This window comes from Lacibacter luteus (assembly GCF_004118265.1).
In the GTDB taxonomy this organism is placed as follows: Bacteria; Bacteroidota; Bacteroidia; order Chitinophagales; family Chitinophagaceae; genus Lacibacter; species Lacibacter luteus.
The window spans coordinates 1,469,537-1,484,482 of record NZ_SDHW01000001.1 but is presented as its reverse complement, the minus strand read 5'-3'; the positions used below and the strand labels follow the sequence as shown (position 1 = coordinate 1,484,482).

Here is a 14,946-nt window from a genome sequence, read left to right as displayed (position 1 = left end):
AGTGAAGTACTGGCTCCTCATATCGGCGTTGTTTAGTGCATTGAATTTGTTTGCGCAGGATCCGCCTGCCGAAATGTGGGTTGGTGTTGCAGTGCCGGTTCATTTCGGAAAAAAAGACAACTGGCAATGGCATAACGATGCAGGCTATCGCACCAATGGTGTAAGTGTATTGCCGCACCAGGCATTGTATCGTACAGGAATCCGTCATTTTTTTAACGGACACTTTAATGCAGCAGCAGGTGGGGCATTGTTTTTTACAAGAATAAGTTACGATAAAGATGATCGGGAGTTTGGACAGGAAAACAGGTTGTGGCAGGAAGTAGTTCATCTTACCAATCAGAAAGCAGCATGGCGTGTGCAAAGCCGTTTTCGTTTAGAGCAACGTTTTTTTGAACCTACAGAATTACGGGCAGCATTTTATGCTACCCGTTTTCGTTATCGTAGCGCACTCGTTTATGCACCAACAGAAAAGATACAGCTGCATCTTGCAGATGAGTACATGCAGCAGTTGAGTAATAACAAAATGCAGTTCAATCAAAACCGTTTGATTGCTTCGGCATTCTGTACATTAAAAAAGCAATCGCAGTTGCAGTTTTCTTACATTTGGCAATATCGTTCAGCTTCATCTTCGCAAAGCATCATTGCTGTGATCTTTCAAAAAAGCATAGGAATTAATGGAAACAACTAATACAGTAACCGTAAAAAATAATTTATACCCGGTTTTTTTAAAGCTGGAGGAGTTGCGTGTGTTATTGGTAGGTGCAGGTAATGTAGGATTAGAAAAACTACATTCTTTACTTGCCAATTCGCCCAATGCAGCTGTTACCATTGTTGCACCTGTGGTAAAAGAAGATGTTCGTCGTTTGGTTTGGAAGCACCCTTCCTGCGAAATTGTTCAGAAAGCTTTTGAGGAAACTGATCTTGAAAATAAAGACCTGGTTATACTTGCTACCGACGATCATAAGCTGCATGAAAAAGTGCGTGTGTTGGCAAAAGCAAAAGGGTTGCTGGTAAATGTTGCTGATACTCCCGATCTCTGCGATTTTTATTTAGGCAGCATTGTACAAAAGGGCAATTTAAAAGTTGCTATTTCTACAAACGGCAAATCGCCAACTGCAGCCAAACGGATTAAAGAAGTATTACACGATGCATTGCCCGATGAGTTGGATGAAGTAATTGAAAACCTGCACAAGGTTCGTAATAAGCTCAACGGCAATTTTGAATACAAAGTAAAAAAGCTCAACTCCATTACAAAAGTATTGGTGGAGAATGATCGTGTTGGTACAGAGAAGAAATGGAAAAAAGTTGCCACTTATTCCTTGCTTGCGTTTGCGTTAATGCTGATCGGTCACTTCATTTTTTCGTACATACCGTTCAGGCAAATTGCAAACGATACAGTAACCTTTTATCAAACACTCGATAAAAATTTTCATTGGTTAATGCTTGCAGGGTTTCTTGCACAGCTGGTTGATGGTGCGTTGGGCATGGGTTATGGTGTAACCAGTGCAACGGTGTTGTTGTCGGCTGGTGTTAGTCCTGCAGCCATTAGCGGTGCAGTGCATACTGCCGAAGTTTTTTCAAGTGCAGCATCTGGTTACAGTCACTATCGTTTTGGAAACGTTAATAAAAAATTATTCAAAGCGCTGGTAATACCCGGTGTTATTGGCGCTATACTCGGTGCAGTGTTGTTAACATGGTTGGGTAATAAAGATGCTTTTTGGTTGCGTGCGTTACTGGCTTGTTATACGTTGTTTTTGGGTGTAAAGTTTTTGATCAATGCATTTCGTGAGCAACGTCAACAAAAGAAATTTAAACGTTACAGTGCACTTGCAGGTGCCGGCGGTTTTTTAGATTCATTTGGCGGCGGAGGCTGGGGCCCATTGGTTACAACTACGCTTATTAACAAAGGTCGTAGCCCGAAATATGTAATAGGCTCTGTAAGCCTGACTGAGTTCTTTGTAACACTGGCGAGTGCATTCACCTTCTTTACATTATTGGGTGTTACGCATTGGCAGGTAATTGTTGCATTAATGCTGGGTGGTTTTATAGCAGCGCCTATTGCGGCAAAACTAGCAGGTAAAATGCCAAGGAAAACAGCTTTCATTCTCCTGGGTATTCTCGTAATTATCTGGAGCCTGCGTATTCTCGTAAAAGTTTTCTAACGAAATAATTCTTTTTTAAGGGGTGAGTAAAACATCTGTTTTGCTCCCCCCTTTTTCTTTTATAACGGGGAAAAAAATAATGAAAAATAAAAGTCTATTAATTTGGTAGGAATATATTACCCTACTAAATTTGTAGGATAAATGAAACAGATAACCCACCTTAATGCGCACCTGGTCATGCAGTTTACTTCGGCAACACGATGTTGTTTCTGCATGCGTTAACCATTGTTTCCTATAGCATTATTCATTACAACTGCACCGGCTTGTTACGGTTCGGTACGAAATACTTATTGTTTAAATTAATTGAAATGAGAAAGAGTTTATTTTTTATTCTGTTGCTTATCGGAGCAACACTTACAGCACAAAGTCAGGCTGTTTTAAAAGGAATTATTAAAGATGGCAAGGGGATTCCTGTTGAATCTGCCACAGTTAAAATTCTAGGTTCAACTGTTTTTGCTGTTGCCGATGGTAAAGGTGAGTTTGCTATTCCTGCACCAAAACAGTTACCCTTCACATTACAAATTACTTCGGCTGGTTATTCGCCCAGTGATGTTGTGATTTCTGAATTGAAGGATAGTGTGCTGCACATATTGTTGGTAGAGAACAGCCAGTTGTCGGAAGTAGTGATCACCTCACGACGCAGAATAGAAACAGCACAGAATGTTCCTATTGCTATTTCTGTTGTAGGAGGTTCGCAGGTAGAAAATGCGGGTGCATTCAATGTAAACCGTTTAAAAGAACTGATACCAAGTGTGCAGCTGTATACATCCAACCCTCGTAATACAGGTATTAATATTCGTGGTTTAGGTTCGCCATTTGGTCTTACAAATGATGGTCTTGATCCCGGTGTTGGTTTTTATGTTGATGGTGTATATTTTGCACGGCCTGCTGCAGCAACACTTGATTTTATTGATATTGAACAGATAGAAGTATTACGTGGCCCACAAGGAACATTGTTTGGAAAGAATACCACTTCAGGTGCATTCAACATTACTACACGTAAGCCAAGTTTTAATCCGGGTGCAAATTTCGAAGTGAGTTATGGTAACTATGGATACATACAGGCGAAGAGTTCAATAACAGGTGCATTGGCAAAAAAAATTGCCGGACGTCTTTCTTTCTCCGGTACACAGCGTAATGGATTGATCGAAAATGTTCGCACCGGAAAGTATACGAATGATATTAATAACCTCGGTGTTCGTGGTCAGTTATTGTTTAAACCGACAACTAATACTTCTATTACACTTGCAGGCGATCTTTCCCGTCAGCGTCCTGATGGATATGCACAGGTAGTAGCAGGTGTGGTGCAAACAAAACGTGCAGCTTATCGGCAGTTTAATGCAATCATCGCCGATCTGAATTATTCACTGCCAAGCACAAATGCGTTTGATCGTAAGATTGATCATGATGTGCCCTGGAATTCGGGTAACGATTTAGGTGGCGTATCGTTAAACATTGAACGTAAGATTGGTCCCGGTACACTTACTTCAACAACAGCATGGCGCTATTGGAATTGGGATCCATCGAACGACAGGGACTTTACCGGATTACAGGCTTTATCAAAATCGCAAAACCCGGCCAAGCATCAGAACTGGTCGCAGGAACTGCGTTATGCCGGACAGATATCTTCACGTTTAAGTGGTGTTGTTGGCTTGTTCTATATCGACCAGGAAGTAAAGATCAATGGTACTGAAGAATCAGGTTCTGCACAATGGCGCTTTTCACAAAGCACAACAAGTGATCTTTGGAAAACGCCTGGTTTGTTCGAAGGTTTTGGCATCAATACAAAAGCTTCCATTAAATCGAAGAGTGCAGCAGTTTTTGCAAATGTTGATTGGGAAGTTGCAGAGGGTTTTCACATCTTACCCGGCTTGCGTTATAATTACGATAAGAAAGATGTTGTGTACAATCGTATTGCATCAGGTGGTTTAGATACTGCAACGTATAATGGTACAACTGCTCAAAAAACAACTTTGCAGGGATTTAAGAATGGGGTGTATACCAGCCAGTCTTATGTGGCCAATGCTGAAGAAAATAATCTTACCTACCAGCTTACCGTATCGTACCGACCCAATAAGCAGATCAATGCATTTGCAACTTATTCAACAAGTTTTAAACCTGTTGGTGTAAATGTGGCCGGCTTGCCAACCGTTAATGGTGTTGCTGCAACTGATCTCGCAGTAATTAAACCTGAAGATGTAAGGCATTACGAAATAGGTGTTAAAACAAACCCGACAGATAATTTTATTTTCAATCTCGTATTTCACAATACAAACATTAAAAACTATCAAACCAATGTGCAGTCTGCTGAGTTAGGTGTTAACCGTGGCTACATTGCCAATGCAGAAGAGGTAAATGTAAAAGGTGTTGAAGTTGATGCAAACTATAAAGTAAACAGTCATTTCTTATTCTACGGAGCATTGGCTTATACAGATGCGAGATATGTAAAATTTACAAATGCTCCATTGCCACTTGAAGAAACAGGATTAACTGAGAATGGTGTGCAGAAAGCATTCAAGGATATTTCCGGTGGCGTGCTGCCGGGTATTTCTAAATGGTCGGGATCGTTAGGTGGTGAGTTTACGAAAGCCACTACATTTTTAGATAAGCCTGCAAAATTCTTTATTGCAGTAGAGAGTTTTTACCGTTCTTCTTTTTCTTCGAGCCCATCGCCATCTGCATACCTGAATATTGATGGATATACATTGGTTAACGGAAGAGTTGGTTTTCGTGCAGTTAACAGCGGCTTCTCAGCTTTTATCTGGGGACGCAATATTTTCAATAAGAATTACTACGAACAACTTTTACCTGCTGGTGGTAATGCAGGGCATTATGCTGCTGTACTTGGCGATCAGGCAACGTATGGTATAACTATTCGATACACACTATAAATGTTTTCAGTTTTCCCTAAGCAATAAGCAATCGTAACAAAGCAGCGTCCCGATTCTTCGGGATGCTTTTTAAAACAGCTGCATGGCCGAGAGGTGAGGTAAAGGTCTGCAAAACCTTTTACGCCGGTTCGATTCCGGCTGCAGCGTCAATACAAATAAAATGAAACCAATCTTAGCTTTAACAGTTGTTGCTTTTTTGTTGTTGCAGAATGTAGATGCTCAACAGAAAATAGTTTCAGAAGAAGAGCAATTGTGGACAGGTTATTTCAATCAAACAAGATTCAGTAATAAATGGGGCGTTTGGACAGATGTGCATGTACGCACAAAAGAAAATTTTTTCAATCATCTTTCGCAGGTTGTAATACGACCGGGTATTACTTATTATTTATCGAACGATGTAAAACTTACAGCAGGTTATGCATTCATCAATCATTTTCCTGCCGATAACCATAAAAACATTTCACAGCCCGAACATCGCCCCTGGCAACAGTTGCAATGGCATGCAAAATATCCACGCATTAAACTGATGCAGTGGATTCGTTTGGAAGAACGCTTTCGCAGAAAAATTTTAAATGATGATGCGTTGGCTGATGGTTACAATTTCAATTTCCGTTTCCGCTATAATATTCTTTCGCAGTTTGCATTGAACAGATCCACGCCGTTTAAGCCGGGAAGCTTTTCGTTTGTACTTTCAAATGAAGTGTTTGTAAATGCAGGCCGTGAGATCACTTACAATGTGTTCGATCAGAATCGTTTTTTTGCCGGCTTTCATTATCATGTAAACAAACACGATAACCTGCAGCTTGGATATATGAATTTATTTCAGCAGCAGGCTGCTGGTAACAAGTATAGAAATTTGCATATTGCAAGGGTTTTCTATTTTCATCAACTCGACTTTCGCAAAAACACAGCAAAGCATTGATTTGGTTTATGCTTTCGTATGCAAACTTTGCAACAACCGCAAACCCTCTTCCCAGTTTCCAAGTGCTGAATCGGAATTAATGTGGCCCACAGCACCGGCATTAATATGTGTGCTCCCCCAGGCTGCCGCCCATATTTTCGTACGGTCTATTGCTGCATACGGATCGTTCGAACTGGCTACAACAACTGAATTAACCGGTAAGCTTTGCAATGGAATAGGAGCAAAGTCTCGCAATTCTTTTTTTGTACTTTTCTCTACATCGGCAGGTGCCACCAGCATAATTGCTTTTACATGTGCTGCACAATAGTGCATGGCCCAATGCACAACAGTAATGCAACCCAGGCTATGTGCAACAAGGATCAATGGTTCGTTTTCAGCAGCAGTTATTTGTGTATGTAACTTGTTTACCCAATCTTGTTTTATAGGTTCGTTCCAGTTTGTTTGTTCAACACGATGGAAGCTGTTGGGATATTTCCTTTCCCAATTTGTTTGCCAATGGCCGGGGCCGGAATTGTATAAACCCGGAACGATGAGGTATTTCATATTGCAGATTTTTTTTAAAGCGCCTCCTGTGAAAACAGGAGGCTTGAGTCGATCATGAGAGCAAAAGTGTTTGCATGATATGATAGTATGCGAAAGGAGCGGAAAAACCGGCTGCCTGTAATTATTGGTAACGGAATACCTGCAGAAATCTATCGCACCGCAATACGATTGCTATTATTCTACAAAAATAGTAGAGAATGTTGAATAAAATGCTTGTTGTATAAAAAATACTCTATATTTTTGGTAGACTATTAGATGGTGGAGACAGAACTGTTTTAACTAACAAACGAATAAAAAAACTGGAATGAATAAAATTTACTTAAGTGATTCAGGCCCCAAAGTGTCGCCGGCTATTTATGGATTTTATCGCTGGAGAGAAGATGAAGCTACTGTTGCAAATGTTGAACGTATTGTGCAGCTTAGTCTTGAGCTGGGCATTAATACCTTCGATCATGCCGATGTATATGCTGGTTACCAGGCCGAAACTGTTTTTGGCAAGGTTATTAAAACTTCATCAGTAAAAAGAGAAGATATTGTACTCTTCAGTAAATGCGGATACAATGTACCGCATCCAACCAGACCCGAAATGAGAGTGGCACATTACAATACTTCGAGCAAGCATATTGTTGCAAGTGTTGAACAGTCGTTAAAGAACCTGCAGACCGATTACCTTGATGTGTTTTTATTAAACGGACTCGATCCGTTGTCTGATCTCGAAGAAACTGCACTTACGTTACGCCGCTTAAAGGAAAGTGGAAAGATCAAAAATATTGGTGTAGTGAATTTTTCTGTTTTTCAGCATCAGTTGCTCAGCTCGTATTTGCATGTACCCATCGTTACCAATCATATTGAGTTGAATTTGCTTAATACAACAGCATTTGATAACGGGCAGATCGACTATATCAAGCAGAAATACATCCGTCCTTTAGCTACCGCACCATTGGCCGAAGGCAGAATTGCCGAGAGTACGGAGCGTGTGCCTTTGCGGGTAAGAGCCAAGCTGGAAGAGCTTGCACAGAAATACCAAGTACATTTTGAATCGGTAGCAATTGCATGGCTTACAAAGTTGGGCGCATTGCCACTTATTGGTTCAAGCAATGAACAACGCATACGCAACATTGCAAAGGCCTTTGAAATTGATCTCGATCACCAGGATTGGTACGAGTTGTATACTGCTTCAAAAGAATAAATAACTTTTTATGAAGACGAGGCTTGTAACACTTACAATGTTTACTTTCTTTTTTATGATTTTTTCTTCTGCAGAAATAGTGAATTTTTTACCTGCTGTTGTAAAAGGGCAGTTGCTCGACAGCCAAACAGGAAAACCAGTACATGGTGCGCATGTATTTATTGTTCGGGGCGAAGAGGAAGTGTTCAGTTCTGCCAAAGGTGATTTTCATTTTAAAACATGGAATGTATTTCCGCTTACCGTTACGGTTGAACACAAGTTGTATAAATCCGTAAACCTTCGTGTTACAAGCGAAACAGATCAATTAACAGTTAAGCTAACTCCCATTAAATGATGTTTGTAGCATGCATCTGAACTACCTCGCTTTTGCAGTTCCGTTGTTTACAGGGTTTATGTTACTCGAATATGCAGTAGCAGTAAAAAAACAAAAGCAGCAATTGTTTTCGTTTGATGAAGCCGTTGCAAATGTAAATGTTGGTATAGCTGAAAGATTGAGCGATCTGTTTACAACCGGGCTGTTCTACTATTTTTTTGCATGGATCTATCAGCACTTTGCATTGTTCGATATAAAACCAAATTGGTTTACATGGATCGCCTTGTTCCTGTTTACCGATCTGTTGTGGTACTGGTATCATCGTTTCGGGCATGAGGTAAATATTTTCTGGGGCTTTCATGTAGTGCATCATCAAAGCGACGATTTTAATTATACAGTTGCAGCACGTATAACTGTTTTGCAATCGGCAGCACGTAGCCTGTTCTGGGCTTTTTTACCATTGTTGGGTTTTCCGCCGGAAATGATCACAACATTATTGCTCATTCATGGTGCGTATCCTTTCTTCACCCATACACAGCTTATCGGCAAGCTGGGTTGGTTTGAGTATATTTTTGTAACGCCATCACACCATCGGGTGCATCACAGTTCTAATCCGCAGTATCTCGATAAAAATTATGGCGATGTACTCATTATTTGGGATAAACTCTTCGGCACATTTGCAAAAGAAGAAGAACAGCCGCAATATGGCTTGACCAAGCCCCTCAACAGTCATAGCTTTTTATGGCAGCATTTTCATTTTATTATGGAAATACTGGTATCGTTTAAACGAGCAGCAACATTGAAAGGTAAATGGCGAAGTTTTTTTGGAAAGCCTGATGATATTGATCCACGTATCCGTTCCGGTCTTGAACGAAAATTTTCACGCAAGGAATACGAACTGTCGCAAACCAAAGCATTGCGCAATTATATTAAACTGCAAACCATTGTTTCGCTGGTACTGCTATTTGTTGTGATTTTGCTGGAGCATTATCTTACTGCGTTGCAATTAACAACAGCCGCATTTTTTATTATCCTGAGTGTAATTACAACAGGCGCAATGCTGGAGCAACGTCGCTGGATCGTTTTTCTTGAATATGCCCGCATTGGCCTGGCAGGTATTTTTATTTATCTCTGCTATCCCTCGTACAGCATCAGTGTCCTCATCTTTTTATTACTCACGGTAATGCTGCTTTTCTGCAAAACAATCAGCGAAAAGTACAATGGTTATCTCTATGCTTCCATTCGTTCGTAAAAGGAAAGTAAAACTGCTAAAAGCAGGTATTGGCTTAGGGTTGAAACAGCTTTAGGTCTTAACTTCGCAGCTCATTCAGCTATAAAATAATTATGAGTAAGTATAAGCCGGAAACTGATGCCATTCGCTTGCAGATGAACCGTACCAACGAGAAAGAACACAGTACGCCTTTGTTTTTAACCAGCAGTTTTGTGTACGATAGTGCAGAGAATATGGCCGCTGCATTTTCCGATGACAGCCTGGATGTAAATATCTATTCCCGTTTTTCTAACCCAACTGTTGATGAGTTTATTGGTAAGATAGCAGCATTGGAAGGAGCAGAAAATGGTATTGCAACAGGTACAGGCATGGCCGCTGTGTTTTCAACGTTTATGACCTTTCTCAGCAAAGGCGATCATATTCTTTCTGCATCAGCTGTGTTTGGTTCAACCCATACCATCTTAACCAAGTATTTACCAAAGTGGGGATTTGAATCGACTTACTTTGATATGAACCAACCGGAAACAATTGAAGCGTTGATTAAACCCAACACGAAACTGTTGTATGTTGAAACGCCTTCGAATCCCGGATTGGATATTATCGATCTTGAATATGTAGCAGCAATTTGTAAAAAGCACAATATTTTGTTTGTGGTTGATAATTGTTTTGCAACGCCTGCAGTACAGCAACCGATTAAGTTTGGTGCTGATCTTGTTCTGCATTCTGCAACAAAGTTTATCGATGGACAGGGACGTGTACTTGGTGGAGTAGTAGTTGGTAACGAAGAGCTGATACACGAAATGTATTTGTTTGTGCGCAATACCGGCCCATCACTCAGTCCGTTTAATGCATGGGTGTTAACCAAGAGCCTGGAAACACTGTACATCCGTATGGATAAGCATGCAGATAATGCGTTGAAACTTGCAAAACGTTTGGAAGGAAATCCCAAACTCAACTCCGTAAAATATCCTTTCCTGCCATCGCATCCGCAATATGCTATTGCGAAGAAACAAATGAGCAATGGTGGTGGTATTGTAACTTTTGAATTGAAAGGTGGTATTGAAAGTGGCCGTAAGTTTTTAAATGCATTGGAAATGTTATCGATGACCAATAACCTTGGCGACAGCAGAACCATTGCATCGCATCCTGCATCAACAACACATTCCAAGTTATCTGTTGATGAAAAGAAAGCTGTTGGTATTACCGATGGTTTGGTACGTGTATCGGTAGGATTAGAACATATTGATGATATTATTGCAGATATAGAACAGGCATTGGAGAAATGCTGACGGTGTCAGGATGTCGTCAGACGTCAGACACCTTTGATGACATAAATAAAATTTTAAACAGCGTCCTGCAAAGCAGGACGCTGTTCTTTTATCAAAAACATTCTTTAATTGTATAACCGGTTTCAAACAAAAAGCCCCGTCACTTATGTGAACGGGACCGTTATTACCTGATAAAACCAAAACAGCGTTTAGCGTGTGGGCGTTGCTTCGTTGTTGCCTTTTACTTTTTTCAACAACAAGATATAACCACAGCATTCTTTATTCTTTTTATTTACCTGCACGGGTTTAATCATATGCCATTCGCTGAACTTAGGCATATATCCATAGCTGATAATATTGCCATCTAATTCGGGCTTTAATTTTTTATAATACACTTGTTTTTCGTCGTAATCATACATACGCACTTCGGTTATTTTGCTACCGGGGTCGCCAATAAACACAATATGATACCATGCGCCCTGCGTCATAGGTACAATTACAGGCATTTCAAATTCGCTTTCCATGGTCATGCTGGCTTCTTTCAAAACCATAAAGCCATTTTGCTCAAACGATTTTTTTAAACTGTCTACCTGTTGTGAAATGGATTGATTGGTGCAACTGCGTTGTCTGATGTCTTGTGCGTGCAGCAAATGGCTTGCAAACACAAATGCAAATAGGAAGAAATAGGTTTTCATACTTGTACGGATCTTTTGGTTCTTTGTGCTGTTTTTCAGCAGGATTGGGTACGATTTCCTGTACAAGATACGGTGAATAATATGATATTGGAATGTTTTGAGCACTATGTTTTACTACTACGTATTATCCCTTATGTTGATTTATGAGTTTTACTTGCTGAATATACCAAGAATTATGCCTTAAATAACTTTATTAACCTTTATAAGTGTAAAAAGAATTGGCCTGGGCTGTACAAGTGAGTACAAGGTCGTTAATGCAAACATGGGCAGGCAGGCTCGCACAATAATAAATTACATCGGCAACATCTTTGGCCGAAAGAGGCGTGTAGCCTGCGTAAACAGCAGCAGCTTTGCTTTCATCGCCTTTAAAACGGATCATCGAAAACTCTGTTTCGGCAGCTCCGGGATGTATGGCAGTTACTTTTATATGATGTGGAAGCAGATCAATACGCATGCCTTTGCTGATGCTGTCTACTGCCGCTTTACTGCCGCAATACACATTACCTTTTTCATACGCTTCTTTACCTGCAGTGGAGCCGAGGTTAATGATATGTCCCTGCTTACGTTTGGTCATGTACGGCAACACAGCACGGCTTACATACAATAAGCCTTTAATATTGGTATCGATCATGGTTTCCCAATCGTCCATATCTGCTTCATCAAAATTATCACGGCCAAGTGCAAGCCCTGCATTGTTTACAAGTACATCAATTGCCTGCCAGTTTTCGGGCAACGATTGGATAGCTGCAAACACAGCAGCCTTCTGTTGTACATCAAAAACCAATGTATAAATGCTGATGCTGTATTTTGTTTCCAGTTCTGTTTTGATGGATTGCAAACGATCTTCACGACGCCCCGTTAAAATAAGATTCCAATTGTTACTGGCAAATACTTCGGCCGCTGCTTTGCCGAAACCCGATGTAGCACCGGTAATAAAAACAAGCTTACTCATGCTGTGAATGTACAGAGAAACTGCTTTGAGCGAACGGTGTGTGTGTCTTTTTTAAGCTTGTTATAAATAATGCACAGGCATAGTTGCTTTTTTTACTGTAAACGGCCTATTCCGGTTTAAGAAAAATGTAACTGCTATTATTTTACTCCAGTCCACCATTGTTTAAACTGTTGTTCATTGTTTTTTAGATACACAAACTCACCAATAACAGGGGTAACTAATGGTAATTTGATTGCTTGATTTAACTCGCTGATTTTTATCAGGGGCTCATCCCATGCATGGTTTGCAAGCACAAACTTCGAAGAGTGAACAGGAAATAATCTTTTTGCTTTTAAATCTTTAGCAGCTTTCAAAACCTCATCAGGTAATAAGTGAATGTATTTCCATTTCTGATCGTATTGGCCATTTTCTAAAATAGCCAGATCAATTGGTCCGTATTTATTTCCTATTTCAGCAAAATGTGTATCATAGCCGCTATCGCCACCAATAAATATTTTCATAGTCGGCGTTTGTAAAACGTACGATAACCAAAGTGTATTGCAGCGGTTAAATCCTCTGCCGGAAAAATGTCTTGCTGTGGTAGTATAAGCAGTGAAGTTACTGTCGAGCTTAATTGTTTCGTTCCAGTCTTTTTCAATAATACTGTCAATATTATATCCCCAGTGTTCAAAATGTGCACCAACACCCAAACCGCAAATTATTTTCTTTGTTTTTGATTTTAGCTTCATGATCGTTTCATGATCTACATGGTCATAATGGTCGTGTGAAATAAAGAGATAATCAATATCAGGGAGATCATCAACGGTATACCGATCGGTTCCTTTAAATGATTTTACAGTTTGCGGAATGGGTGATGCATTGCCACTAAACACCGGATCAACCAAAATCCGCTTACCATCTATCTGCATAAAATAAGAAGAATGTCCAAACCATACTAAAATATCCAGTTCAGCAGGCAGGTTCAGTAAATCTGTTTTTATGGAGGGGATACTGTCAACCGGATATCTTCGTTCGTTTTTTTTGAAGATAAACTCATAGGTTACACCTAACATGCTGTAACCTTCTGTAAGTTCGGGTGTATGGTTGATGTTTACAAACTTGCCATCTTTATAATTCGGCGATTTTTTCATTAATGCAAGCCGCTCGCCCGATGGCTGTTTGCCAAATTTTGCTTTTTTCATGTAAAAGAAGGTTGTTACTGTTAAAAGAACAAGCAAGCCTAATATAGCCAGTAATGTGCGCTTTAATAGCTTGAAAATTTTTCTTTTCATTTTTGTAACGCAACTGAGTTTTGTTGGTTGAAGTTAAGAACTTAACCTGAGTGTAATTTGTTGCGACATGATTGTGGTGGATATAACCCCTTCAGAGTTTAATATCTTCAATTGTACGGTTTTGTCTGCTGCGCTCGGCACCAAAAGCCATGAGGTGACTTTCAACCGAAACTTCTATCGATGAACTGAGCAGTTCTTTATTTTGCTGATAAACGGCCTGCACCCAATCTTTCACCAGCCGATGATCGCCGCCGCCATGTGCATCGGTTTTTAAACTCCACGATGTTTGTTTGCGTGTTTTAAATTCGGTAAGTACAAAACTTTCCATATCGCCAATAATATCGCCCTTTGAACCCATAATGCGTGTTTTTCTTCCTTCGTACGATACATGTGCTTCCATGGAGAAGGCAGCAGTAGTTCCGTTTTCAAACAACATATTCACTGTTAAATGATCGGGTTGATCGTTATCCATGCGATACACACAACGTCCGTAATCGGTTACCTTCAATTGTTCAAGAATATAAGCCGCCTGTTCATCTTCATCTTCAGGTAAGTCGAAAACATAAGTTCGTTTACGGTCACGGTAATAGATCTGCAATGCAGAATACGGACAACTGCTTTCTACAGCACAGCCATCGGTGCAGCGTTCTGTACTTCCCTCAGGTGCATTTTTATTTTTGAACCAACGGAGATTACCAAAACAATGTACATCATGCACAGGGCTGTTTACAAGCCAACGGATAATATCGGTATCGTGCGATGATTTTGCAAGAATGATGGGCGCTGCCATTTTACTGTTGCGCCATTTACCACGTACGTACGAATGACTCATGTGCACATGCTCGATCGGTTCCATGTGCTGGATGCTGATGATCTCACCGATCAATCCTGCATCAATTACACTTTTCAATTCTCGGAAATATGGAGAGTAACGCAATACGTGACAAACACCAAAGATGCGGCCCGTTTCCTGTGCTTTCTTTAAAATCAATCTGCACTCGTCTTCGGTTGGTGCAATTGGTTTTTCAAGCAATATATCATAACCGGCTTCCAGTGCAGCAAGGCATGGAGCCGAATGTAACTGGTCGGGTGTTGCAATGATCACCGCATCGGCCATTTTTTCTTTTGTAAAAACTTCTTTCCAATCGTTGTAACAATGGTCGGCAGCAATTTTATGTTTGCGTGCAGTACGTCTTCTTCGCTCCGAATTATTATCGGCTACAGCAACGATCTGTAATTCATCGGGATGTTCTTTTGCATAGTCGGCATAGATGGTGCCTCTGTGTCCTGCACCGATCAATACAGCCGTAACAGCTGTTTCAATTTTTTTATGCAGCGGATTGTGAAATACATCATCTTCCAAACCTAACAATGCAGCAACTTCTTTCCAACCATCGGAAGCCATGTTGGTGAGTATTTCTACAGGACGCAATATTTTTCTTGATGCAATAAACTGGCGTAACGACATAACTTATTCTTTAAGTCAAAATAATTATTCTTACAGGCAGC

At 40.3% G+C, this 14,946-nt stretch carries 13 protein-coding genes and 1 tRNA gene; 9 read left to right on the top strand and 5 right to left on the bottom strand.

The window, feature by feature from the left end; translation table 11 throughout:
• The first annotated feature begins 1 nt into the window (after position 1).
• The 5 genes from ESA94_RS05815 to ESA94_RS05795 all read left to right on the top strand — a co-directional run bounded on the left by ESA94_RS05815 (position 2) and on the right by ESA94_RS05795 (position 5,975).
• Positions 2-688 (top strand): DUF2490 domain-containing protein, encoded by a 687-nt coding sequence (locus tag ESA94_RS05815; protein ID WP_129129887.1) that lies wholly within the window; start codon positions 2-4, stop codon positions 686-688.
• The gene (locus tag ESA94_RS05810) at positions 675-2,162 is read left to right on the top strand and encodes a TSUP family transporter (RefSeq protein WP_129129886.1); all 1,488 of its coding nucleotides are present in this window, start codon (positions 675-677) and stop codon (positions 2,160-2,162) included. The genes ESA94_RS05815 and ESA94_RS05810 overlap by 14 nt, the downstream gene beginning before the upstream one ends.
• Positions 2,163-2,470: 308 nt before the next feature.
• Positions 2,471-5,053: a TonB-dependent receptor gene (locus tag ESA94_RS05805; RefSeq protein ID WP_129129885.1), complete on the top strand. Its 2,583-nt coding sequence runs from the start codon at positions 2,471-2,473 to the stop codon at positions 5,051-5,053.
• Between the two features lie 76 nt (positions 5,054-5,129).
• Positions 5,130-5,200 (top strand) — tRNA-Cys (locus ESA94_RS05800).
• A 13-nt stretch (positions 5,201-5,213) separates the two neighbouring features.
• On the top strand, positions 5,214-5,975 hold the full coding sequence (locus ESA94_RS05795) for a DUF2490 domain-containing protein (protein ID WP_129129884.1): 762 nt from the start codon (positions 5,214-5,216) through the stop codon (positions 5,973-5,975).
• Between the two features lie 6 nt (positions 5,976-5,981).
• On the opposite strand, the gene ESA94_RS05790 is transcribed toward ESA94_RS05795, so the two are convergent.
• Complete coding sequence (locus ESA94_RS05790) at positions 5,982-6,518, bottom strand: RBBP9/YdeN family alpha/beta hydrolase (protein WP_129129883.1); 537 nt, start codon at positions 6,516-6,518, stop codon at positions 5,982-5,984.
• A gap of 304 nt (positions 6,519-6,822) precedes the next feature.
• Between ESA94_RS05790 and ESA94_RS05785 the strand changes: the two genes are divergently transcribed.
• The 4 genes from ESA94_RS05785 to ESA94_RS05770 all read left to right on the top strand — a co-directional run bounded on the left by ESA94_RS05785 (position 6,823) and on the right by ESA94_RS05770 (position 10,540).
• Entirely contained in the window at positions 6,823-7,707 is an 885-nt protein-coding gene (locus tag ESA94_RS05785; protein WP_129129882.1) for an aldo/keto reductase, read from the top strand.
• Between the two features lie 10 nt (positions 7,708-7,717).
• Positions 7,718-8,041: a carboxypeptidase regulatory-like domain-containing protein gene (locus tag ESA94_RS05780; protein WP_129129881.1), complete on the top strand. Its 324-nt coding sequence runs from the start codon at positions 7,718-7,720 to the stop codon at positions 8,039-8,041.
• Between the two features lie 10 nt (positions 8,042-8,051).
• Complete coding sequence (locus tag ESA94_RS05775) at positions 8,052-9,272, top strand: sterol desaturase family protein (protein WP_129129880.1); 1,221 nt, start codon at positions 8,052-8,054, stop codon at positions 9,270-9,272.
• 92 nt (positions 9,273-9,364) lie between these two features.
• Positions 9,365-10,540 (top strand): O-succinylhomoserine sulfhydrylase, encoded by a 1,176-nt coding sequence (locus ESA94_RS05770; RefSeq protein WP_129129879.1) that lies wholly within the window; start codon positions 9,365-9,367, stop codon positions 10,538-10,540.
• 188 nt (positions 10,541-10,728) lie between these two features.
• Here the strand turns inward: ESA94_RS05770 and ESA94_RS05765 are convergent, their stop codons facing one another.
• The 4 genes from ESA94_RS05765 to ESA94_RS05750 form a co-directional block, all read right to left on the bottom strand.
• Positions 10,729-11,214 (bottom strand): hypothetical protein, encoded by a 486-nt coding sequence (locus tag ESA94_RS05765; RefSeq protein ID WP_129129878.1) that lies wholly within the window; start codon positions 11,212-11,214, stop codon positions 10,729-10,731.
• Positions 11,215-11,407: 193 nt separating this feature from the next.
• Positions 11,408-12,166 carry an SDR family NAD(P)-dependent oxidoreductase gene (locus tag ESA94_RS05760; RefSeq protein ID WP_129129877.1) on the bottom strand — a complete coding sequence of 253 codons (759 nt, stop codon included), beginning with the start codon at positions 12,164-12,166 and terminating at the stop codon, positions 11,408-11,410.
• 137 nt (positions 12,167-12,303) lie between these two features.
• On the bottom strand, positions 12,304-13,347 hold the full coding sequence (locus ESA94_RS05755) for an MBL fold metallo-hydrolase (RefSeq protein WP_240670996.1): 1,044 nt from the start codon (positions 13,345-13,347) through the stop codon (positions 12,304-12,306).
• Positions 13,348-13,528: 181 nt separating this feature from the next.
• Positions 13,529-14,905, bottom strand: coding sequence for a Gfo/Idh/MocA family protein (locus ESA94_RS05750; protein ID WP_205755910.1), 1,377 nt, complete (start codon positions 14,903-14,905; stop codon positions 13,529-13,531).
• Positions 14,906-14,946 lie beyond the last annotated feature (41 nt).